Genomic DNA, 22,325 nt, shown 5'->3' with positions numbered 1-22,325 from the left:
TATTCGACAGCTTAATGTTGAAAGTCTTCATTCAGTAAAAACTTATACAAAGGAACAACTTTTATCGTATATCCTTCATCTGTATTGATTGTTCTTTCTTGTTCACTGGTTACAACTATCAAATTTTGTATTTCTTCATTTGATTTCTTTAATTTTATTAAATTATCTATTTCTCTTGTATAATCATTTTCATTCAAATCGTATGTAACTTGGATTGCTGTAGACTGCTCTGGTAAAAAGAAATCAATATCTATTTTTGTTTTATTTGATTTAAGGTAATAAACTTGATCACCAAATTTTTGATATAAAGCAATGGCAACGAGATTTTCTAATAAGATCGCATCCTTATTTAATAGGAAAAGTTTTAAAATCCCATTATCTGCAAAATAATATTTTGGAGTAGAATTTCTTTCTACAAATTTGGAAACATAATTTTTAACATCAAATAATAAGAAGGCATCTTTCGCATATTCGATATAACTAATAACTGTATCAGTACTAATTTTACTATTGGTTACTGATCCGATTGCATTGCTTAAAGTACGGTAAGAGATATCATGCATAATTGTTTCAGCTATCTTATTGATTAATAGCCTGAATGCTTCGGGATTTCTGATGTTATTTCTCGCAATCAAATCTCCGAATAGAATTTTCTGATAAATAGATTCTAAATAATCTCGTCTATCCGAATAAATCAAGGTTTCAGGTAGCCCACCATGTGTTAAAAAGTCGAAACTTTCAGCACGTAGTCGACCATCTGCTGCTGTATCAAAGAATGACATTTCATTATATTCTATCTTCTTAGCATTGAGAAATTCTTTAAAATTATAAGGATAGATTGTTTTAATAAAGTATCGTGCACCGAGACGTTCAACTACTTTCCAAGATAACATCTTTGCATTACTACCTGTGATATATGTACGATATTTTGAATCCGCTAAACGTCTAGCAAATTTTTCCCATCCATCAATATTTTGAACTTCATCTAAGAAAATATATGGCTCTTGATCAGTTAATTCACTTGCCACTGAAAGAATATCATCAAAATCTTCCAGCTTGAACCCATTCAATCTTTCATCTTCAAAATTCACATAAATAATTTGAGACCAGGATTTCCCCTGTTTGATTAGATCTTGTGCAATTTTGTAAAGTAATGTTGATTTACCCGCTCTTCTTAAACCAACTAAAACATAGTTAGCTTGGGGATCAAAAGTATATTCTCGCGGAATTATTTCTGATTCTCTAATTATTCGATGTTGATCTGCGATTACGTGCTTAAGAATATTATGATCCATTTGTTTCACCTCTACTTCATTATATCATCTTGTCGACTATACTCGACACTTTTTGCATTTTTTGTCGAATATACTCGACAACTTTCGCACTTTTTGTCGATTATATTCGACAGATCGAAAAATACAGGCAAAAAAATAGAGCCGGAATCTCTTCCAGCTCTATTTACCTTAAATTACATTTCTATTAAATGGATCGTCGCTGATACCTTCTTCTAAAATATCACGACACCATTCTTTAGCACTAAACAATGAGTGGTCGCGGTAGTTACCACAGGTCTTAATAGTAGTACCAGGAACATCTTCCCAAGTAATATTGTCACGGATTTCTTCCAATGATGACTTAAGTGCTTGGGCAACTTCAGTAGTTGAATGTTCACCCCAAACGATCAAGTGGAAACCTGTACGACAGCCAAATGGTGAACAATCGATTACGCCATCTAAGCGGTCACGAAGCAAACTTGCCAAGAGGTGTTCAATTGTGTGAAGACCGCCAGTAGGAATCGCATTCTTATTAGGTTGAACCAAACGCAAATCGTAATTTGAAATCTTGTCGCCCTTTGGACCTTCTTCAACAGTAATCAAGCGAACGTAAGGTGCCTTAACTTTAGTATGATCTAGTGTAAAACTTTCAACTTTTGCCATAAAACTTCTCTCCTTATTAAAATCTTTTCTCAATTATAAGTTTGCTACAGTATAGAGGCCAAAGCAAATCAAAAGCCCCCAAATTATTTGTCCAATAATCAACAACTTTTGTTCACTCATTTTTTGACCTCCTATAATTATTTTCTATTTCCAAACTTTATTAGCGGTGTCGATTACCAACTTAATCTTCTTCCATTGTTCATCTTCAGTAAGTTGGTTACCTTCTTCAGTTGATGCAAAACCGCATTGCGTACTCAATGATAAGTTTTCTAATTCATGGAACTGACTTGCTTCCTTGATGCGGTTAATCACGTCTTCTTCTTTTTCAAGTTCAGGATCTTTACTGGTGATTATACCTAAGACAACTTCCTTATCGGCTGGAACTTCTTTGATTGGGTCGAAGTTACCAGATCTTTCGTTATCAAATTCTAAGTAGAATGCCTCAACATTTTCTTGAGCGAAAACATACTTAGCAACTGGGCCGTAGCCACCTTTAGCAGCCCAAGTTGAGTGGTAGTTACCACGGCATATGTGGGTTGAAGTTCTCAAATCTTCTGGTAAATCCTTCAAAGCTTCATTATTTACGTACAAGTACTTTTCTTGAAGTTCATCACGATCAAAGCCTTGTTCAGTCATAAGTGACCAGAAATCATCATCAACTACCATGCCCCAAGTACAGTCGTCAAGCTTCACATCGCGACAACCTGCTTCATAAAGAGCAAGAATCAAATCGCGGTAAGCTTTTGCCACATCGTCTAACAAATCAGTTTCATTATCGTAAAATTTATTAACTGCTTCGATGTTTTCCTTACCTCTTACAAGTTCGGCATAACATTGAGCTGGAGATGGGATACTTTGACGAGGAATTACGTCAGTGCCATCAGTTAAAGTCTTTAAGAACTTGAAAGCTGCAAGATCAGGGTGGTCGCCATTAAATTTAATCTTTCCTTCAACTTGAGCTGAGTCATTACGAGTTTCTTCATCGTGGAAGATGTAGCCATGTTCTTGCTTGGTATGCTTGATTCCTTCAAAGCCCCAGAAAGTATCAAGATGCCAGTAACTTCTTCTGAATTCACCATCAGTAACAATCTTCAAGCCGACTTCGCGTTCTTTTTCAACCAATTTAGTGATTTCTGCGTTTTCAACCTTAGTCAATTCATCTTGAGAAATCTTCTTTGCTGCGAATTCTGCTCTTGCCTTCTTCAAGCTTTCTGGTCTTAAAAAACTACCAACGATATCATAATGTACTAAATTCTTACTCATAATTAACTCTCCTTTTCTAAGAAAAGAATAAAAAAAGCGCCCCCAGACATCACTTTCGTAATGTCCAGGGACGCTCACGCGTGTTACCACCCTGTGTTCAGTATCAATTCACATTGATGCTCTCACTAAGTACGTTTCTCTAATTGAGAAATTATACTCGGATGCTATATCGGGCATCCCCCGTAAATTGCTAACTTATGCTTGCAATTTAATGGACTCCAAGACCATCTTCATCAGGTCCTCCCGTACTACTTCTCACCATCCGTAGCTCTCTTTGACGGTACACGCTAATTACTTATCTTTTCAATGTCGCTTGTTTATTTATTGGATTTGATATTATATTATAATTTGGTTTTCATTTTGTCAACAATATTTTTAATATTTATTTCCAAACTTTATTAGCAATATCTTCGATCAGCTTCAACTTAGCCCATTCTTGCTCTTCAGTTAAGACATTTCCTTCTTCAGTTGATGCAAATCCACATTGAGGGCTTAAGCAAAGATTGTCTAATGGAACAAACTTGCTTGCTTCATTAATTCTGGCGATAATTCTATCTTCATCCTCAAGTTCACCATTCTTAGAAGTAACTAAACCAAGAACAATGCGAACATTTTCACGGTTATTCCAGATTTTTCTTAGTGGTACAAAATCACCTGCTCGATCAGTATCGTATTCCAAGAAATAACCATCATAATCAAGTTGAGCCAAGTACTTTGCAACAGGTTCATAGCCACCTGAGAATAAGAAAGTTGACTTAAAATTACCTCGGCAAATGTGAGTAGTAATAGTTAAACCATCGGGGCGATCTTTCAACGCACCATTAATCACAGTCACAGCATCTTCAGCAAGTTGAACATACTTTTCGTGTTCTGCTGGATCATCTGCAGTTTCGTTAAGTTTACTAATTAAAAAGGCCCAAGTAGTATCATCAATTTGCAAGTATTTACAACCCAGATCCGCAAAATGCTTAATAGTTAAGCGATATGCCTTTGATAAATCAGCTAAATATTCTTCACGTGTATCATAAAATTCTGGCCAGTTGTCTGAACGATTATCACGAAAGAGCATCGTTGGTGAAGGAATTGTTTGTTTAACAACAGTATCGCCCGCAAATTTTTGAGCTGTTTCAAAATCTGCAAAGAAAGGATGATCAGAATTGTAAGCTACTTTACCAGCTAATTCCGCATTATCTGTTCTCGTCTTAGCACCGTGGAATTTATAGCTTTGTTTGTAATCATAATGCGCTACACCCTTTAGTCCCCATAAGAAATCTAAGTGCCACCAAGAACGAGGAAATTCACCGTCAGTTACTGCCTTCAAACCAAGCTCTTTTTCTTTATCGATCAAAGCTGCAATTTCTTTATCAGTTATTTTCTTTAGTTCAGCTTCACTTATTTCTTCTTTCGTAAATTCTACTCTAGCTTCTTTTAACTTTTCCGGACGTAAAAAACTACCAACAATGTCATAACGGTATGGGAATTTAATCTTTTCAGTCATAATAGTACCTCTCGTATATAAAAAATGAGTAAAAAAACACCCCCAACCAAAGTCAAAGCTTTAGTTAGGGGCGTTGAATAAACGCGTTACCACCCTATATTTAGAACAAATTCACACTTGCTCTCTTATTAGGTCCTCCAAAATTAGAGTACTCTCACGCTTTAACGGGCGAACCCGCAACTGACTTATCGTAACTCGTCAGTAGATCTTAACATAAGACCATATTCATTGCGGCACTTATCTGCTTCTCATCGCCTGCAGTTTTCTGTAATAAGCTTAAGCAATTACTCATCTTACCAACTTTTTTCTAATTTTATGAATTCAGTATAATTTCTGACTATATTGCTGTCAACAATTTTTTTATTTTAAATTTATTCTTGACATTTAATAAATCCCTGTCTAAAATGATAGCAATTTAAAAATTAATTAAATTATGATATTGCATTGATGAGAAGAGTAGACAATTAGTAAGCTTATCCAGTGACCGATGCTAGTGAGAAATCGGAGGAAGAAAGTTGTTGAAGATGAGCTCTGAGCATTGAATGACGGTCATAATGGCTGAACTTCCGGAAGGATCCGTTACCATCCCAGGTATTCTTTTTTGAGTACTGTTGAGGCTGTTTTTTCAGTGAAAATGGGTGGTACCGCGTTACGACGTCCCTAGATAGTTTGATCTATCTAGGGACTTTTTTGTTTTTTCAAAGAGGTGTTTTCGAAAATGCGTTTCGAAAATGAGTGAATTTAATACACGACTAATCCATGTCCCAAATCCCAATGACAATAATACTGGTTCTGTTACAGTGCCAATCTACAAGGCAACAACCTTTGCCTATCCTAAGATCGATGCCGATATTGAATACGATTATTCAAGATCCGGTAATCCAACCAGAAAAGCATTAGAAGATCAATTAGCTAGTTTAGAAAATGGTACTGCAGCTTTCGCCTTCTCATCCGGCATGGCAGCAATCCACGCAGCTTTAGCCATTTTTAAACAAGGAGATCACATTATTGTCGGAAAACAGATTTATGGCGGCACTTATCGTTTACTCTATCAATTTTTCAAACAATGGGGATTAGAAATTTCAGCCGTTGATACCCGCAATCTAACTGCAATCGAGTCCGCTATTAAAGCTAATACTAAAGCTATTTATTTTGAACCAATCACTAATCCCCTTCTTCAGGTTAGTTCTATTAAAAAAATTGCGGATCTAGTGCATCAATACAACTTGCTCACAATTGTTGACAATACTTTTTTAAGTCCTTATTTACTTAAACCCTTAGATTACGGTGCCGACATTGTAATCCATAGTGCAACCAAGTATTTATCTGGTCATTCTGATGTTTCTGCAGGAGCTATTATTGTCAAAGATCAGGAATTAGCTCAAAAAGTTTATTTCATCCAAAACGCTATCGGCAGTATTCTTTCTCCTGAAGACTGCAATGAATTGATGCGCGGAATTAAGACCTTGAGCGTACGTTTAGACCGACAAATTGAAAATACCCTAGCAATATTCAATTTTTTAAAAAATTTACCAGAAGTCGATCACATTTACTATCCAGGTCACCCCGAGCAAGAAGGTTATGAAGAACTTCATCAAGAAGCAAAAGCTGCTGGAAGTGTCTTATCTTTTGAGTTAAATTCGGCAGTTGATCCAGTAGCGTTTGTAAACAAACTCAAGATTTTCACTTTAGCAGTTAGCCTAGGCGCAGTTGAAAGTCTAGTAGAACTACCTAGCAAAATGAGTCACGCTGAACTAAATTCAGAAGAGCAATTAAAAGCTGGGATTAAACCAGGATTGATCAGAATATCTGTTGGAATTGAAGATCAAAATGATCTGATTGCAGATCTAAAAGAAGCATTAAATCAAGCTAAAAAATAGAAAGAAGCGTTAATTATGAGTAAAAAATCACTTGAAACTATTACCTCACAAGCTGGAAATCATTTAGATGATAACAAAGCCGTTGCTTTGCCACTTTATTTTTCATCAAATTATCGTCATGATTCTTTAGAAGAAGCCAAACAATTCAATTATCACGAAGGCTATACATACTCTAGAGTAGCCACACCAAATAGACGTGCTCTAGAAAAAACAATGGCTGAACTAGAAAACGGTACTGAAGGTTTTGCTTTAAGTTCTGGCATGGCAGCAATTCAATTAGCCTTAAGTGTTTTAAAAACTGGCGACCAATTAATCTCACTTGACGATTTATACGGCGGTGATTTTCGCTACTTTAGATATTTAGAATCACACTACAACATCCAATTTGATCAATGGAATGGTGAAAAAATTGCAGATTTAATCGCAAAAATCACTCCAAAGACTAAAATTGTCTGGTTGGAGACCCCTTCCAATCCAACGATGAAAGAATTAGATATTAAAGAAATAGCTACTAAAGTTCATGAAAAAAATCCTCAAATTTTGGTAATTGTTGATAATACCTTTTATAGTCCAATTTATCAGCAACCTTTAACATTAGGTGCTGACGTCGTCGTCCATTCTGCAACAAAATACTTATCTGGACACAATGACTTATTAGGTGGAATTTTGGTTTGTAAGGATCAAGCCTTAGCTGAACAATACTTTGATTATTACATCACTACTGGTGATACGCTTGATTCATTTGATTCTTGGTTATTACTTAGAAGTTTAAAAACTTTATCAATTAGAATGAAACAGCACACTAAGAATGCCAAAAAAATAGTAAAATATCTGCAGGGAGAAAAAAGTGTTTCAAAAGTACTCTACCCTGGAAAAGGTGGAATGGTTAGTTTTTATCTTAAAGACAAACAAGATGTTGAGAAGATTCTCAATAACGTCAAAGTGATCACCTTTGCAGAAAGCTTAGGTGGAATTGAAAGTCTAATTACCATTCCTTACTATCAAACTCACGCTGATGTTGAAGAAGAGCAACGTAAACGTCTCGGTATTACCCCAACACTTTTACGTTTATCTGTCGGATTAGAAGATGCCAATGATTTGATTGAGGATATTAAACAAGCATTGAAATAATAGTATGGAGGAGCAAGGGTATGAGAAAACGAGGCAGAAAAAATCGAATTGTCTGTAGTATTATTGTTGTTTTTATTTTAGTTGCTGGTTGGTTTAGCTTTGGCCCTAATATTACTTCTAATTCCGAAGCAAGTAAAACCGTGATAGTCGGTGTTGTAAGCCCGAGTACCAAAGAAGCCAATATTTGGAAAAGTATCGCCGAAACTGCCAAAAAGAAATACGGAATTACGATAAAAATCAGAAATTTCACTGATTATTCAGAGCCAAATAAAGCCTTAAAAAACGGTGAAATAGATCTTAATGCATTTCAGCACTACGCCTTTTTGAATAGTTGGAATAAGGCTAACCACGGTGGAATTGTCGCAATTGGAAAAACTTATATCGCCCCAAATCAAATTTATTCCACCAAATACAAAAAATTATCCGAACTACCTGATGGAGCAACAATCGTCGTAGCTAATGACGCAACAAATGAATCTAGAGCTTTATTTGTTCTCAAAAACGCAGGTGTCATCGATTTGAAAAAGGGCAAAAAACTTGTTTCTGTAGCCGATATCACACGTAATCCACATAATTATAAAATTAAAGAAATAGCTGCTGCCCAAACAGGTAGAGTTGTTTCTTCTGTTGACGCCTCAATTGTTAATAATGATTATGCAGGACCATCTGGCTTAACTTCAAAAGAAAGTATCTATATCGAGCCATTGAATAAGGACTCTGCTCAATGGATTAACACTCTTGCTTGTAAGAAAGGTAGAGAAAACCGCACCCTTTATAAGCAAGTTGTTAAAGCCTATCAAACTGAAAAGACAAAGAAATTATTTAAACAATACTATGGAAGCAGCGAACTCCCAGCTTGGGATATTAAGTTTTAATATTTAATAATTGGGTCAAGAAAGCGTATTATATAATTAGGAACTTTAAAAAATAAAGGAGTGACGCCAATGGAATATGCTGGCAAAGACCCAGAACTTTGGAATTCAATCCATAAAGAAGAAGAACGTCAAAAACATACAATCGAATTAATTGCATCAGAAAACATCGTTTCTGACGCAGTCCGCGAAGCTCAAGGTAGTGTTCTGACAAATAAATACGCTGAAGGCTACCCTAACAAGCGTTATTACGGCGGCTGCCAATATATCGATGAAGTCGAAGAGCGCGCAATAGATTACGCTAAGCAATTATTCGATGCCAAATTCGCTAACGTTCAACCCCACTCTGGTTCTCAAGCAAATATGGCTGTTTATCAAGCTTTGCTTAAACCAGGTGACAAGATCTTAGGAATGGGGATGGATTCCGGAGGCCACTTAACTCATGGTGCTAAAGTTAACTTCTCAGGTAAGGCTTATCATTCATTTTCATATGGATTAAACCCTGAAACTGAAGAGCTCGATTTTGATCAAATCTTGCAGGATGCTAAAGAAGTTCAGCCTCAACTAATTGTTGCCGGTGCTTCTGCCTACAGCCGCATCATTGATTGGGAAAAATTCAGAGAAATCGCTGACGAAGTTGGTGCTTACTTAATGGTTGATATGGCTCACATTGCTGGACTTGTCGCAACAGGCTATCATCCAAATCCTGTGCCAATTGCTGATGTTGTAACTACCACTACTCACAAAACCTTGCGCGGTCCACGTGGCGGTATGATCTTAACCAACAATCCTGATATTGCTAAGAAGATCAACTCTGCCCTCTTCCCTGGTATTCAAGGTGGTCCATTAGAGCATGTTATCGCAGGTAAGGCACAAGCTTTCTATGAAGACTTACGGCCGCAATTCAAGACTTGGGCTGGTCAAGTTGTCACAAACGCTGCTGCAATGGCTGATGAATTTACTAAATCTGATTCAATTCGTGTTGTCTCAGGTGGAACCGATAATCACCTTTTGAACTTAGATATTACTAATACTGGTTTAACAGGAAAAGACGCTCAAAACTTATTGGATAGTGTCATGATCACTACTAATAAAGAAAGCATTCCTAACGATCAGCGCAGCCCATTCATTACTTCAGGACTTCGAATTGGTACACCAGCCATTACTTCTCGCGGATTTAAGGAAGATGACGCTCGCCAAGTTGCGCGTTTAATTATCAAAGCCTTGAATAATTCTGATAACGATGACATTCTTGAAGAAGTGAAAGCAGATGTTAGAGCTTTAACTGATAAATACCCAATTGATTAAAAATTAGGAGCCTTGCTCATTGCGGCTCCTTTTTTCTGTGATGAAAGGTGATGCGGATGGTAAACATAATTGATGGTCATAATATTGCAGATAAATTGAACATTGAAACCAAAAATCGGGTTGATGAACTAAAGAAAAAAGGAATCCTTCCAGGAATTGTCGTGATTTTAATTGGAGAAAATCCAGCCAGTGTCCTCTATACCAGAATGAAGCAACAAACTGCTGCTAAGATGGGGATGCATTCAGTTCTGAAGAAATTTCCTGAGGATGTAAGTCAAGACGAAGTGTTAGCAGCAATTCAAGAATATAATGAAGACCCAACTGTCAATGCGATTTTGGTTCAACTGCCTTTACCCAAGCACCTTAACCAAACTGAAATTATTGAAGCAATTGATCCTAAAAAGGATGTTGACGGCTTTAATTCTTCTAATGTTGGTAAGTTGTACAACAATGAAAAAGGCAATTACCCAGTATCTTGTACTTCCCGTGGAATTATGACTCTTCTTCACGCTTATCTTGATCAACTGGAAGGTAAAAATGTGACGATTATCGGCCGCAGCATTCTTGTTAGTCGCCCACTTCAATCACTTTTGATCAATGAAAATGCGACGGTGACAATGGTTAGTTTGCATACTGACAATATCGACTATTATACAAAACATGCTGATATTTTAGTTGTAGCCGCTGGAAAGCCAAATTTGATCAAAAAAGAGCAAGTTAAGCCGGGAGCAACCGTAATTGACGTCGGCATTAACAAAATTAATAAGCATCTTGTTGGCGACGTTGACTTTGATGATGTCAAAGAAGTTGCTGGTTTTATTACTCCAGTTCCAGGTGGTGTTGGTCCGATGACGATTGCCACTCTTATGCAGCAAACAGTGGACTTGACTGAGTGGAGTCTAATTGATTGACTCAAAAATTTTTCGTGATATTATACTTATATAAAGTAAGTGAAAGGAGTATTTATGGCAAAGAAGTCTTTAAAAATCAAAAGTGAAAGACCAGCCAAGTTCTCAACCAGAGAATACACTCGTTGTGAGCGCTGCGGCAGACCGCATTCTGTCTACCGTAAGTTCGGTTTATGCCGCGTTTGCATGCGCGACTTAGCCCACAAGGGTCAATTACCTGGTGTGTCAAAGGCTAGCTGGTAAAAATTAAACAATCTCCAATGTTAAATAACTAATACAAAGAAGGTCAGCTCAGTTTGAGCTGGCCTTTTTGCATGTGTAATTATTTCTAGAAATTAACTTTATCTGGATCATTAGCAACACCAGCTGCTCCGTGCAAACCATCAAGTGCTGCCATATCTTCTGGACTGATTTCAAAATCAAAGACATCCGCATTAGCTTCAATGTATTCAGGATGCACTGATTTAGGTAGTGGCAAGAAGCCGTGTTGAAGTGACCAACGAATTAAGACTTGTGCTGGTGATTTACCATAATTTTCTGCAACTTTCTTGACTGTTTCATTACCAAGCAAGCCACCAGTACCAAGTGGGCTATATGCTTCACTGAGCAGATCAAGTTTCTTATTCTCAGCGACAACTTCAGGTTGCAAGTCACTTGGATTCAAGAAAATTTGGTTAACTGCAGGTTTAATTGCTGCGTTTTCCATCAAAGCGTCAAGGTGATTCTTTCTAAAGTTGGAAACACCGATGGCGCGAATTTTACCAGCTTGGACAGCTTCTTCCATTGCGCGCCAGCTCTCTGAATTTAACTCAGCCCAGTGATCGCGCATAGCAACTGGATTAGGCCAATGGATTAAATACAAATCAAGGTAGTCAAGATCTAAATCAAGCAAACTTTGATCAATGGCCTTCTTAGTATTTTCATAGCCGTGATCTTCATTCCACAACTTAGTAGTGACGAACAAGTCATGACGATTAACGCCACTCTTCTTAATTGCTTCACCTACGCCTTTTTCATTGCCGTAAGCCTTAGCAGTATCAATGTGACGGTAGTCTGAATTCAGCGCTGCTAAAACTGATTCTTTTGCCACTTCTCCATTTGGAGTTTGCCAGGTACCGAAGCCGATAACTGGGATTTTTACGCCATTGTTTAATGTATAAGTGTCTTGTAATGAATGAAATTCCATGCACTTTTCTCCTTTGCTTATTAAAAGTAACTGAGTAACTAATTTCAGTATAAGCTAAAGAAAGAGTTAGTACAAACATATAGATTATTCATCTTGGTGATTCTTATTTATCAACTTCTGAATTCCATTTAAACTATCGCAAAGATCAATAAATTCTTCCTCAGTCAAAGCATCATGAGGATAATGATCACGCAGATCAGTTGCTAGACCAACCTTCTTTTCGACATCATCGAAGTCGTATGGCTTGGGCAATTCATTATATTCTTGCTTAAGTTTTTTACTCATTACTACCAAGCGTTCTTCAAAAGAATCTTGTCCAAGGTCAAAAATATACTTAGGATGCATGAGATTTAAAGTCAAAAACAAGCTTTCTGCCCGCTCTTGATTATTGAGATAATTCTCTCTGAAATCCGAATCTAAGACAAAGTACATTGCATACTTGTAGTTCTTTCTATTCTTGAATTCTTCACTCAAGAATTCATCTAACGTGGGATCGTCAATTAATGCAGTTGCAGTTTCTATTTTTTCCATTTTTATGCCTACCTTAAGTTGGATTTTTTCATTGATCTATTACAAAAATTACTTAAAATTGCTCAAAAATGTTTCTAAAAACTTCTTTTTTCCGTTAAATCCCCCTTTTGGATTTGAGATATGACATTAATTCTTGATTCTGCCAATCCTTACAAGAATGTTATACCACGTTTTTATTATTTTTGTGTTTTATTTACTGATTATTAAGAAGTTCAATGTTTGTCGATATATAAAGAACTTTTCAATTATAAATTCATAATGTTTTATTTTACGTCAGTAGCTTTTTCTAGATCTAGCAAGAATTTCTTTGCTTTAATTCCAGCAGCGTAACCAGTTAAACTGCCATCTGCTCCGATTACTCGATGACATGGTCGTAAAATCAAAATTGGATTTCTATTATTAGCCATACCAATTGCCCTTGCAGCCTTGGGATTATCTAAGGGTTCAGCGATTTCACCATAGGTTCTGGTTTCACCATATGGAATCTTTTCAAGCTGCTGCCAAACTTTTTGTTGAAAATCGGTGCCTTCAGACTTGAGCGGTAAATCAAAACTTTTTCTTGTTCCAGCAAAATATTCTTCTAGTTCTGCTACAGCTTTTTCAGCCAATTTCATTGAAATTTCACCGCCATTGACCTGCTCTTTTTTATCAGTTATATCCACACCAACAATTGCATCATCGATAGAAATGATTTCTAGTAGACCGATTGGAGATTTGTAAGTTAATTTGCTAATAGCATTCATTATTTTCACCTCAATATTTTAATCATATTATAACTGCTCTCATTATCGGGATCAGGAATATCATCGTCCGTCTTTCCTTTATTCACGAAGCCTAATTTTTCATAAAAAGAAAACAACTTCGGATAACATGTTAGTGACAATTCTTGTCGACCTGCTTGTCTTGCAATTTTTTCAAATTCATTCATCAAAGCAGTTGCAATGCCGCGTTCACGATAATTTTCATCAACAGCAATGCTTAAAATCATCTGGTATTTATCATTAGGATGATTGGGATGATTCTTAAAGTACATCTCATCACGAATAAATTCCACGTTAGCAGCCGGACCAAAAATGTGGCCAACGACCTTGCTATCTACTTCCGCAACTAAGAAAGTATCTGGATAATTCTCAATTCGACCAATTGCATCATTTCTAGTCATTTCTTCAGACATATCAAAAGCACGCGATTCTGTCGCTACTATCGCTTCAAGATCAGTTATTTTTACATTACGAATGATTAAGTTCATCTTTTTCTCCATTTGATTAATATTCGCATTACGTTTTAATTCACTTTGTTTTAATTGTATCCATTGATCGAAAGAATTGAAAGTATTTATCAATCACTAGATTTTTTGAACTATAATAGATCTATAATTTGATGTTTAAGCAATCGGAGGCATTTCTATGTTTGGAAGAAAAAAACAGACGAAAATCGAAGATCAATTGATCGCAGAAATTAATGAAATTTTAGAAGATGAAACAATCAAAAATGTTGAACAGGCAGCTTTGATCCGGGTTAAAACTAGACTAGAAAAAGGCGAATACATGCAGCGAGTCTTGAATGATTTTTTAGCAGAAGTTCGTCCTTTAGCACTCAAGTCCCAGCTCTCCCCTAACGTCGGCAAGTTCTATTCAGATATTATTAATAGTGCATACAGTCAAAGCGGCTGGAGTGGTTTGAGATTTATGTGATGAAAATTAGAATTCAAATGAATTTATTATTGACATTAAGTAAGTATCACGCTATTCTTTAGTTATTAATTTTGAAAGGAGATCATTATGCATACTTTTGAAGACATCATGAACGCTAATCAATGTTGCTGTCAAGAACAGCTTGTTTGTGATGCCTTAAGAAGAACATAATTCCTTTTGATCAAAAAATAGAAAAATGATAGGGAATCACTTCTTTGTTAGGCGAAAGACGTGATTCCTTTTTTGTGCTTTTGGAGGTAAATTCATGAAAGACCTTAAAAATGTTGATGCTAAAAAATTAGCAAATGAAGTAAAGAGTGGAAAAACTGTTGTTGAATTCTCTGCCCCATGGTGCCCAGAATGCCGCTACTTGCAACCTGCTTGGCCTTATATTGAAAAGGATTTGCCTGAATACAAATTCGTAAGCGTTAATCATGACACTTCTGAAGATTTGATGAAAGAAATGGGCGTTAGAGGGATGCCTTCATTCATCGTTTATGAAGATGGTAAAGAAATAGGTCGCCTAATCAATGGAGATAAGAAAACTAAAACTGAAGTAGAAGAATTTATTAGATCAACGGAGAATAATTAATGAAACATAAAAAGATACTGGCACCTTTTTTAATAGTTGCAACTGCTCTAACCTTAGCAGCTTGCGGCAACAATAGTCAAAATTCAAGTAATAATGATGATAAAACATTACATTTAATGCAATCTGGTGAATTAATGTCGCTTGATACTGCTAAGCAAGCTAACCTAAATGAATTTAATACTCTCACTAATTCTATGGAAGGCTTGTATCGAAGTAATAAGAAAAATCAGTTAGTTCCTGCAATGGCAACTAAAGTTGTGAAGCCGACTGACAACGGATGCGTTTACACTTATCACATAAGAAAAGATGCTAAGTGGAGTAACGGTGATCCTGTTACCGCTGAAGATTTTGTTAGATCTTGGAGACGTTCCGTTAGTCCAACTTCTCAATCAGGATATGGCTATATATTTAAAGGAATTGAAAATGCAGATCAAATAATTGACGGTAAAAAGAAACCTTCTACATTAGGTGTAAAAGCTCTTAACTCAAAGACTTTGCAAGTGAAGCTTGATTACCCAATGCCTTACTTCAACAAGATGCAGTTATTGCCTATTTTCTTCCCACAAAGTACAACCGCACTAAAGAAGTTTGGTAATCAATATGGTTCTGCATCAAATAAGATGTATTACAATGGTGCTTTTGAAATCAAAAACTGGACTGGTAGCAATCTTTCATGGAATTTAGTAAAAAATAAAGACTACTACGACAAAAAAGATATTAAATTAAATAAGATAACCATGCAAGTTGTTAAGGACGCTAACACCGCTCATCAACTCTTTCAGGATAACAAGCTAGACGATGCAGTTATCACTGGCCCAACTGCTCAAGGTTTGCAAAAAAACAAGAATCTCTATCACTACAAGCGAGCTGGTGTTTACTACTTAAGACTAAATTTACGTAATAATCGTCCATTTAGAAATCGCAACTTAAGAAGAGCTGTTAGTTTGGTCCTGAATAAGGAAAACCTTGTTAATAAAGTATTATCAGATGGATCAAAAAGTGCTAATACATTTGTAGCACCTGGCTTAGCTATCGATCCAACTACAAATAAGGACTTCAGTGTTGAAACTGATCCTCATGAAGCACGCGATGTTGCTAAAGCAAAGCAGTTATGGAAAAAAGGTCTTAAAGAGATCAATCAGAAAAAGGTAACTTTAAAATACAATACCGATGATCAAACTATCAGCAAGAACGTTGCACAATTTGTTCAATCACAAATTGAAGAAAACTTACCTAAAGCCAACGTTGAAATTCATGCAGTTCCAACTAAGAATGTTCAAAATGATCTTGCTAGTGGTAATTTTGACATGAACTTTGGCTTCTGGTTTGCTGATTTTGGTGATCCGATTAGCGATTTGAATGTTCTTCAAAGTGATAATGTTTCAAATTACGGTAAATACAATAATGCTAATTACGACAGAAATCTAAATTTAGCCAAGACACAAAACGCAACTCAAGAAAGTAAATATTGGGCAAATATGCGTGCTGCTCAACAACAATTGAACAAGGATATGCCCGTAATTCCGCTTTACACTATGACGGAAAGTCATTTGTTAAATCCAAAATTAAAAGGTTTTTACTGGCACCCAGTGGGTGAAGCAGATTACACACGTGCATATTTTAAATAGATTTAAAAAGAACTTCCCGAAGCTGAGAAGTTCTTTTTAGTTGCTGGAAGAATCTATCCTTCTGACTTCTGAATTTGTTCATGCATATCTGAAATATTCAAATCTTTATCCAAAAATTCCTGATTATCTAACGGCATATGCTGCTCAATCGTTGTAAATGGCTGCAAAGAAACTGTCGCTTCTGCCACTTTAAAATCAAGCAAGTGGCCACCAATTGAGCGATCATCTGCCAAAAAATGTAAGTGAAAACCAGCTGCAGCCATCCCCTGAAACATTTCTGGTGCAAAATAACCAATTACTGTTCCAGAAAGATCATTGGCATCAAAAACAGCCTGCTCATTTGCGACCTCTAATAAAGTTTTGTAAGGTCTAGTCTGCTTTTCGACCACTCTGGTCTTCACCGAAGAAAACTTACCAGTAATTTTTACAGCAAAAAAGACATTCTTATAAGGATAATCAGACAAAATCTTGCTCTCTAATTCTTTTTGCGTTAAATCTTCTGCCTTGAAGCTATTCTTAATGTCTTCAAAATGAACTGTCGCAAATGGGACTTTTTCATCAGGATTCAGAATTCTGACTTCACCGCTACTCTGCGCCAAATATGGTGTGTGATCTAATACAATCATCTCGCCATCAAGCCCGCTAGCGGTTCCGATCCCCCAATCGCCATGCTTCAAAAGTTCAGCGACTGTCATTGTACCTTCAAATAAGCCTGGTACAAGCATTCCTAAGGTTCCGTGTTGATAAACTTTGCTCTCTTTCACCATTTGTTTTCCTCGCATTAATGCAATTGATCATCCAAAAGGGTCTTACCCAATGATTGGTTGTAACTATAATCAACTGGTACATCGACAATAGTTGGTCCTTTTTCCTTAAAGGCCTTGTCCAGAACTTTCTCTAGATCTGCTGCTTTTTCGACACGGTAACCCTTAGCACCGAAGCTTTCTGCATATTTAACAAAGTCGATTGGACCGAACTTAACTGCCGCAGAATCGCCATACTTCATTTCTTCCTGGAATTTAACCATGTCATAATTGCCATCGTTCCAGATAATATGAACAATGTTCAAGCCTAAACGAACAGCAGTCTCTAAGTCTTGTGATGAAAACATGAAGCCTCCGTCACCTGACATCGAAACGATCTTAGTATTTGGTCTTACCAAAGCAGCTGCAATTGCCCAAGGAAGTGCAACACCCAACGTCTGCATCCCGTTACTAAATAGCAAATGTCTAGGTTCATAACTTCTGAAGTGACGTGCCATCCAGATATAGAAACTCCCCACGTCAACAGTCACAGTCATGTCGTCAGTTACTCGATCTTGTAAGGCTTGAATAAGGTTCAAAGGATGATTTTTGACTTGATCCTTCGTTATCTCTGGTGGAGTATCACGCTTTTGCAAAGTCTTACGTAAAGATGCTAAATATTCTTTGGATTCTTCAGGCATTGAATAGCCTTTCATATATGGTAAAAGGAAGTCCAAAGTTTGTGAAATATCACCAACTAATTCGCGCTCTGGTTGGTAATTCTTATCGATTTCTGCTCGCATTGAATCAATGACCACGATATTGGCATTTCGATCAGAATTCCAGTTACGCGGCTCATATTCAATTGGATCATAGCCGATCGTAATAACCAGATCACTCTTCTTAAGTAATTGATCACCCGGTTGATTTCTAAATAAACCAACTCGGCCAAAGAAGTCATCTTCTAGTTCACGAGGAATAATACCCGCACCTTGGAAAGTTTCTACGACAGGTAAATGAGTTTCAGAAATTAATCGTCTAATAGCCTTGGTCGTATCAGGATCAGAAGCTCTCATCCCTAGTAAAAGAACCGGAAGTTTTGCACCCTTAATGCGTTGTGAAAGTAAAGTGGATTCAATTGGACTGGCGGGTCCTAACTTAGGAGCTTCAAGTAGCTCAATTACATCACTTTTTACTTCAGCATCAGTCACATCTTGAGGAACCGATACAAAACTTGCCCCTTGCTTAGCTGCTTCAGCCTCTTGAAAAGCGTTAGCAATTACTTCAGAAATGTTTTCCGGCTCTTGAACTTCGGCACTGTATTTGGTAATCGGCGCAAATAAAGCCGCATTTTTCATACTCTGGTGAGTTAAGCGTAAAAGGTCTGTTCGTTGAACTTGACCAGAAATTGCTAAAACAGGATCTCCTTCTGCTGTGGCTGTTACCAAACCGGTTGCTAAATTGGAGGCACCTGGACCAGAGGTCGTAAGGACCACTCCAGGTTTTCCAGTAATTCTACCTATTCCTGCTGCCATGAAAGCAGCGTTTTGCTCATGACGTGTCAGAATGAATTTGGGTGTCTTCGGATTTTTAGAATGTTCCAAAACCTCAAATACGCGATCAATTTTAGCGCCAGGAATTCCAAAAACATACTTAACATCGTGATTAATCAGGCTATCAACAATTGCATTAGCACCGTAATATTTTTCTTCTACCACAGCAAATTCTCCCCTTTCAAATTTAATAGCTTGTATTTATTAATATATCTATATCGATAAAATATTATCAAGTAATGGTCTTATTATACTCCAGTTTTGATATTTACGGCTTGATGTTAGTACTAGTTTTTTCTTTTTCTTGGTAAATAGAGCAAAGGCGCAACTTCCGACTTGAATTCCTGCATGCTGATCGGGTGAATGCGATTGTCATCAACGTTGAAAAGCTTGAGTTGCCCTTTTACAGGGATCGGTTTGATCACATCGGCAAGTTCTATTCTCCAATGATATAATCCATCCCAATCAAAATATTCGATACCGACTAAATTTACAACGCAAAGCGCGTAACCCGGCGCAGCGCCTGCTACCTTCTTGGCGGTTGAACACATGAGAAGCGGCCCGCGGTAATTAGTCTTCCATGATCGGTATTCAATTTTCTTTTTACCAGCGATCATGTCCATGATATAGTCACCGCGTACTGATAATGCCTTCATTGTGTCCTCCATTTTTGCTCAATAAAAAAGTTAGCGATCTGATTCGCTAACTTCGATTATCTACTTTATTCTGTGGTAACGCCACTTTTGACCTATTGCTTCACTTATAAGATATTTGCCCTGTCTGTAGTAGCCAGTTGCATCAGTACCTGGAAGTGAGATGCTTATCATCTTCCCATATGGAAGAACTAACCAAACCCGTGACTTAGGTGAAACAAAAGTTGTAAATTTGTAAGTTGGACGATTAACTCTACCTGCTATTATGCGATTTTTAGTAAATTTGATCTGGTTCTTACCTCTATCCTCATGCCAAGTTCCACGAAATCTCTTAGGAACAGTATATGGAACAAGTTTATCGTACTTAGGTTTTTGAGTAGCTTTAACCGTATTGTTTAAGCCAACCTTATTAGATGGTGCAATTACAAAAAACAATCCAAGCAGTGCAATAGCAAACGCTACAATTTTCTTTTTTGACATTTTAAAACTCCCTATTACTTTTTTGCTCTCAAATAAGAGCTACGGGAGTATTGTAGTACTTTAGTTAGAGATTTTTGTAGAATCTTCCAAATCGAATATCTTATTAGTCAATTTCAAAAAATTCATCATCAATCTCAAGTAACTCGTAGTTTTGCATAACTTGAACGCCAACTTTGTAGTCGATCATTAGCTTAGTTAAAGTATCTCCATCGATCAATTTAATGTTAAAAGTTCGGGCTGCTTCCTCTGCACTATTGGTGAAAGATGAAGTAGTGATAAAGACACCAGTGTCAGCACCCTGCAGATCCAGATCTCCATGAAACTGACTAATTGTCTGGCGTCCAACAGTGTTTCCTTCGTCATAACGCTTTACTTGCACATAAATTCCACCTCAGCTACGTAACTTTTTCCCATTTACATACACTCTATCTTTATTTATTTTCATCTTTTTAGTGATTTCTTCTCCCAAATCTTTACCTAACATTTCTGAAATTCCTAGTAAAAATATCGCCACATCAGCCAACTCTTCACCTATATTTTCTGAATCGTCTTTGAGCCAAGCCTGAAATAATTCATTCACTTCACCATAAAGCAGCAATAATTCGAATTTAACATCTGTCGTGTTAAACCCATGTCTTACTTTATTTTGAATGACTTCTTTTTGTAGTTTTTCTGTGTCTAATATCATGATTCCCTCTTAAAAATATAATTTTATCGTAATGTTCTTTTTCATTATCGCTAATTTTATGTGCAACTACAATAAAGCTGAGGTCATTTCATCAAAATAATAGGTATTTATTAGATAAGATTATCGCTCTAGCGAGAGAAATCCGTTGTCTTTCTCTATTTGAATCAGAACTAACATAAAAACATTTAGAACATAACGGTCAATGTCAATAAGTTAAAGCATTAACATCAGGCGAGGCTTTTATAGAACTCAAATCATTATTGATTTGAGTTCTTTTTGACTTTTTCTTCGTAAAATAAAAGGGAAAAGATGGAGCCCTTTCCCTTACTTAATTTTTATTTCGAGTCTTTCAAATATTTCTTTAGAAAGTCAGATATTATTATGAAGAAACTTTATACCAATATATTAAAGCACTTAGATCAAATTATCAATGAAACTGCAGATCATATTCATGATTTTATTGATTCTCCTTCAGCTTTCACCAGAAAGCGAAAACTTGATGCTTTTACTTTAATTAAAACCACTCTTAACATGCAAGGAAATAGTAGATATACTGTACCGATTTGACCGGGACGTAAGAGTAAATGTGTCATAAAAGCACTGTATAATATATATTGTGTGTATCGAATAGCTTAATAAAAAATTTAGCTATTCATTGAATAGTTTTTTCGAATGCAAAAGAAAGCTTATCAAAGTCTTAACTTAATGACATTGCAATTTAATGACTACGCTTATTGATTTGTTCTTGTTCGAGTTATTAATGCCAAAGAACACTTTATAATCAAAGTTTTACATCTTAACTAGGTACATCAGATCTAAAACGATAGACGTACACGACAGCGACCCAGACAGGTTTTACATCTTAACTAGGTACATCAGATCTAAAACGAGCTAGCAGCGGCTGATATGACTACAGCGGTTTTACATCTTAACTAGGTACATCAGATCTAAAACTACCAGATTTGCTAAGAAGGGCAGAATGCAGTTTTACATCTTAACTAGGTACATCAGATCTAAAACGTCGCAGACGGTATAATTCACACAGACTTTGTTTTACATCTTAACTAGGTACATCAGATCTAAAACTGACATATTTTAATAAACATATCAATTAAAAATGTCGTTTTATCTTACAGTACCTAGTATTTATGCGTAAAACTAATTAATTAAAATCATCTTAATTTTCATTAGAGAACTTTCTTTTTTCAATTCTTTTAATTCGTTCTCATCTAAATAATTAGCTAAATCATTCAAACAGAGAATACTTTCAGAATTAAAAATAGAATGTAATTTCATGATCAAATATATAATATCATATGGCTCAGAAATTGCATCAGGTTCTATATGTAAATTAAATGCTTTTAACAAATAAATATAATCTGCTTCAAAATCAATAGTTACAGGTAAATTCAATAAGAATAATTCTCGCTCAATATTTTTAGCAAATTCTCTTGCTAATGTTTGGAACTGTTCTTTTTGAATAGGGTTAACTTGCTCCCAAATCCATTTTCTTATTTTAGGAATGTATTGTTCATTAATATTATAAGAGACTATAGGATTGCCTATAAAATTAAATTTTTTGCTTATATCTAATAAATCATAATTTTCAGAATATATTTGAATTTGCTTATTATTTTCTGTTTCAATTGCCTTTAAAACAGAGAAATATTGCTTCTTATCAGAAATATTTAAGTGTATCCAATTATTTTCGTCGTTTATATTTATAACTGAAACTTGAAAGCTAAGAATCACGCTCTTTCCGCGTGGCTCTTGGCTTTTT

General features: G+C 36.1%; 25 protein-coding genes and 1 CRISPR repeat array. Of the genes, 10 read left to right on the top strand and 15 right to left on the bottom strand.

What is annotated here, in order from left to right; genetic code table 11:
• Positions 1 to 11 precede the first annotated feature (11 nt).
• From FC46_RS07340 to FC46_RS07325, 4 genes are all read right to left on the bottom strand, one after another.
• On the bottom strand, positions 12 to 1,295 hold the full coding sequence (locus FC46_RS07340; RefSeq protein ID WP_057799318.1) for an ATP-binding protein: 1,284 nt from the start codon (positions 1,293 to 1,295) through the stop codon (positions 12 to 14).
• 168 nt (positions 1,296 to 1,463) lie between these two features.
• Positions 1,464 to 1,937, bottom strand: a complete 474-nt coding sequence (locus tag FC46_RS07335; RefSeq protein ID WP_057799316.1) for an S-ribosylhomocysteine lyase — start codon at positions 1,935 to 1,937, stop codon at positions 1,464 to 1,466.
• 144 nt (positions 1,938 to 2,081) lie between these two features.
• Positions 2,082 to 3,200 (bottom strand): 5-methyltetrahydropteroyltriglutamate--homocysteine S-methyltransferase, encoded by a 1,119-nt coding sequence (locus tag FC46_RS07330; protein ID WP_057799314.1) that lies wholly within the window; start codon positions 3,198 to 3,200, stop codon positions 2,082 to 2,084.
• 382 nt (positions 3,201 to 3,582) lie between these two features.
• Positions 3,583 to 4,698, bottom strand: a complete 1,116-nt coding sequence (locus tag FC46_RS07325; protein WP_057799312.1) for a vitamin B12 independent methionine synthase — start codon at positions 4,696 to 4,698, stop codon at positions 3,583 to 3,585.
• Positions 4,699 to 5,429: 731 nt separating this feature from the next.
• Between FC46_RS07325 and FC46_RS10295 the strand changes: the two genes are divergently transcribed.
• The 6 genes from FC46_RS10295 (at position 5,430) to FC46_RS07295 (ending at position 11,040) form a co-directional block, all read left to right on the top strand.
• Complete coding sequence (locus FC46_RS10295) at positions 5,430 to 6,578, top strand: trans-sulfuration enzyme family protein (RefSeq protein ID WP_057799310.1); 1,149 nt, start codon at positions 5,430 to 5,432, stop codon at positions 6,576 to 6,578.
• 15 nt (positions 6,579 to 6,593) lie between these two features.
• A complete protein-coding gene (locus FC46_RS10290; RefSeq protein ID WP_057799308.1) occupies positions 6,594 to 7,709 on the top strand; it encodes a trans-sulfuration enzyme family protein in 1,116 nt (371 codons plus the stop codon).
• Between the two features lie 20 nt (positions 7,710 to 7,729).
• A complete protein-coding gene (locus FC46_RS07310) occupies positions 7,730 to 8,584 on the top strand; it encodes a MetQ/NlpA family ABC transporter substrate-binding protein (RefSeq protein WP_057799305.1) in 855 nt (284 codons plus the stop codon).
• Between the two features lie 69 nt (positions 8,585 to 8,653).
• Positions 8,654 to 9,889 carry a serine hydroxymethyltransferase gene (gene glyA / locus FC46_RS07305; protein ID WP_057799303.1) on the top strand — a complete coding sequence of 412 codons (1,236 nt, stop codon included), beginning with the start codon at positions 8,654 to 8,656 and terminating at the stop codon, positions 9,887 to 9,889.
• A gap of 56 nt (positions 9,890 to 9,945) precedes the next feature.
• Positions 9,946 to 10,800: a tetrahydrofolate dehydrogenase/cyclohydrolase catalytic domain-containing protein gene (locus FC46_RS07300; protein WP_057799301.1), complete on the top strand. Its 855-nt coding sequence runs from the start codon at positions 9,946 to 9,948 to the stop codon at positions 10,798 to 10,800.
• A 54-nt stretch (positions 10,801 to 10,854) separates the two neighbouring features.
• A complete protein-coding gene (locus FC46_RS07295) occupies positions 10,855 to 11,040 on the top strand; it encodes a type Z 30S ribosomal protein S14 (RefSeq protein ID WP_057799299.1) in 186 nt (61 codons plus the stop codon).
• Positions 11,041 to 11,125: 85 nt separating this feature from the next.
• On the opposite strand, the gene FC46_RS07290 is transcribed toward FC46_RS07295, so the two are convergent.
• The 4 genes from FC46_RS07290 to FC46_RS07275 form a co-directional block, all read right to left on the bottom strand.
• Positions 11,126 to 11,983 carry an aldo/keto reductase gene (locus tag FC46_RS07290; protein ID WP_057799297.1) on the bottom strand — a complete coding sequence of 286 codons (858 nt, stop codon included), beginning with the start codon at positions 11,981 to 11,983 and terminating at the stop codon, positions 11,126 to 11,128.
• A gap of 84 nt (positions 11,984 to 12,067) precedes the next feature.
• A complete protein-coding gene (locus FC46_RS07285; RefSeq protein ID WP_057799295.1) occupies positions 12,068 to 12,514 on the bottom strand; it encodes a hypothetical protein in 447 nt (148 codons plus the stop codon).
• A 263-nt stretch (positions 12,515 to 12,777) separates the two neighbouring features.
• The gene (locus FC46_RS07280) at positions 12,778 to 13,257 is read right to left on the bottom strand and encodes a methylated-DNA--[protein]-cysteine S-methyltransferase (RefSeq protein WP_057799293.1); all 480 of its coding nucleotides are present in this window, start codon (positions 13,255 to 13,257) and stop codon (positions 12,778 to 12,780) included.
• A 5-nt stretch (positions 13,258 to 13,262) separates the two neighbouring features.
• A complete protein-coding gene (locus FC46_RS07275; protein ID WP_057799291.1) occupies positions 13,263 to 13,763 on the bottom strand; it encodes a GNAT family N-acetyltransferase in 501 nt (166 codons plus the stop codon).
• 157 nt (positions 13,764 to 13,920) lie between these two features.
• On the opposite strand from FC46_RS07275, the gene FC46_RS07270 reads away from it, so the two are divergent.
• The 3 genes from FC46_RS07270 to FC46_RS07260 all read left to right on the top strand — a co-directional run bounded on the left by FC46_RS07270 (position 13,921) and on the right by FC46_RS07260 (position 16,428).
• Positions 13,921 to 14,208 (top strand): bacteriocin immunity family protein, encoded by a 288-nt coding sequence (locus FC46_RS07270; RefSeq protein WP_057799289.1) that lies wholly within the window; start codon positions 13,921 to 13,923, stop codon positions 14,206 to 14,208.
• Between the two features lie 265 nt (positions 14,209 to 14,473).
• Entirely contained in the window at positions 14,474 to 14,800 is a 327-nt protein-coding gene (locus FC46_RS07265) for a thioredoxin family protein (RefSeq protein WP_057799287.1), read from the top strand.
• Positions 14,800 to 16,428, top strand: a complete 1,629-nt coding sequence (locus FC46_RS07260) for a peptide ABC transporter substrate-binding protein (RefSeq protein WP_057799285.1) — start codon at positions 14,800 to 14,802, stop codon at positions 16,426 to 16,428. The genes FC46_RS07265 and FC46_RS07260 overlap by 1 nt, the downstream gene beginning before the upstream one ends.
• A 53-nt stretch (positions 16,429 to 16,481) precedes the next feature.
• Here FC46_RS07260 and budA read toward each other — a convergent pair whose 3' ends face one another.
• The 6 genes from budA to FC46_RS07230 all read right to left on the bottom strand — a co-directional run bounded on the left by budA (position 16,482) and on the right by FC46_RS07230 (position 20,545).
• The gene (gene budA, locus FC46_RS07255) at positions 16,482 to 17,195 is read right to left on the bottom strand and encodes an acetolactate decarboxylase (RefSeq protein ID WP_057799283.1); all 714 of its coding nucleotides are present in this window, start codon (positions 17,193 to 17,195) and stop codon (positions 16,482 to 16,484) included.
• A 14-nt stretch (positions 17,196 to 17,209) separates the two neighbouring features.
• Positions 17,210 to 18,889 (bottom strand): acetolactate synthase AlsS, encoded by a 1,680-nt coding sequence (gene alsS / locus FC46_RS07250; RefSeq protein ID WP_057799281.1) that lies wholly within the window; start codon positions 18,887 to 18,889, stop codon positions 17,210 to 17,212.
• A gap of 122 nt (positions 18,890 to 19,011) precedes the next feature.
• Positions 19,012 to 19,380 carry an ASCH domain-containing protein gene (locus FC46_RS07245; RefSeq protein ID WP_057799279.1) on the bottom strand — a complete coding sequence of 123 codons (369 nt, stop codon included), beginning with the start codon at positions 19,378 to 19,380 and terminating at the stop codon, positions 19,012 to 19,014.
• Between the two features lie 60 nt (positions 19,381 to 19,440).
• Positions 19,441 to 19,857, bottom strand: coding sequence for a hypothetical protein (locus FC46_RS07240; protein WP_057799277.1), 417 nt, complete (start codon positions 19,855 to 19,857; stop codon positions 19,441 to 19,443).
• A 103-nt stretch (positions 19,858 to 19,960) separates the two neighbouring features.
• A complete protein-coding gene (locus FC46_RS07235; protein ID WP_057799275.1) occupies positions 19,961 to 20,236 on the bottom strand; it encodes a restriction endonuclease in 276 nt (91 codons plus the stop codon).
• A 12-nt stretch (positions 20,237 to 20,248) separates the two neighbouring features.
• On the bottom strand, positions 20,249 to 20,545 hold the full coding sequence (locus FC46_RS07230) for a MazG-like family protein (RefSeq protein ID WP_057799272.1): 297 nt from the start codon (positions 20,543 to 20,545) through the stop codon (positions 20,249 to 20,251).
• 381 nt (positions 20,546 to 20,926) lie between these two features.
• Between FC46_RS07230 and FC46_RS10140 the strand changes: the two genes are divergently transcribed.
• Positions 20,927 to 21,112, top strand: a complete 186-nt coding sequence (locus tag FC46_RS10140; protein WP_236702304.1) for a hypothetical protein — start codon at positions 20,927 to 20,929, stop codon at positions 21,110 to 21,112.
• Positions 21,113 to 21,331: 219 nt separating this feature from the next.
• A CRISPR array of direct repeats spans positions 21,332 to 21,631; the repeat unit is 36 nt; unit sequence GTTTTACATCTTAACTAGGTACATCAGATCTAAAAC.
• 72 nt (positions 21,632 to 21,703) lie between these two features.
• Here FC46_RS10140 and csn2 read toward each other — a convergent pair.
• Positions 21,704 to 22,325, bottom strand: a 622-nt coding sequence (csn2, locus tag FC46_RS07220; protein ID WP_057799268.1) for a type II-A CRISPR-associated protein Csn2, incomplete at its 5' end; no start/stop codon positions are given.

Source organism: Lactobacillus kalixensis DSM 16043 (genome assembly GCF_001434335.1).
GTDB lineage: Bacteria > Bacillota > Bacilli > Lactobacillales > Lactobacillaceae > Lactobacillus > Lactobacillus kalixensis.
This window is presented reverse-complemented; position numbering and strand designations above follow the sequence as displayed.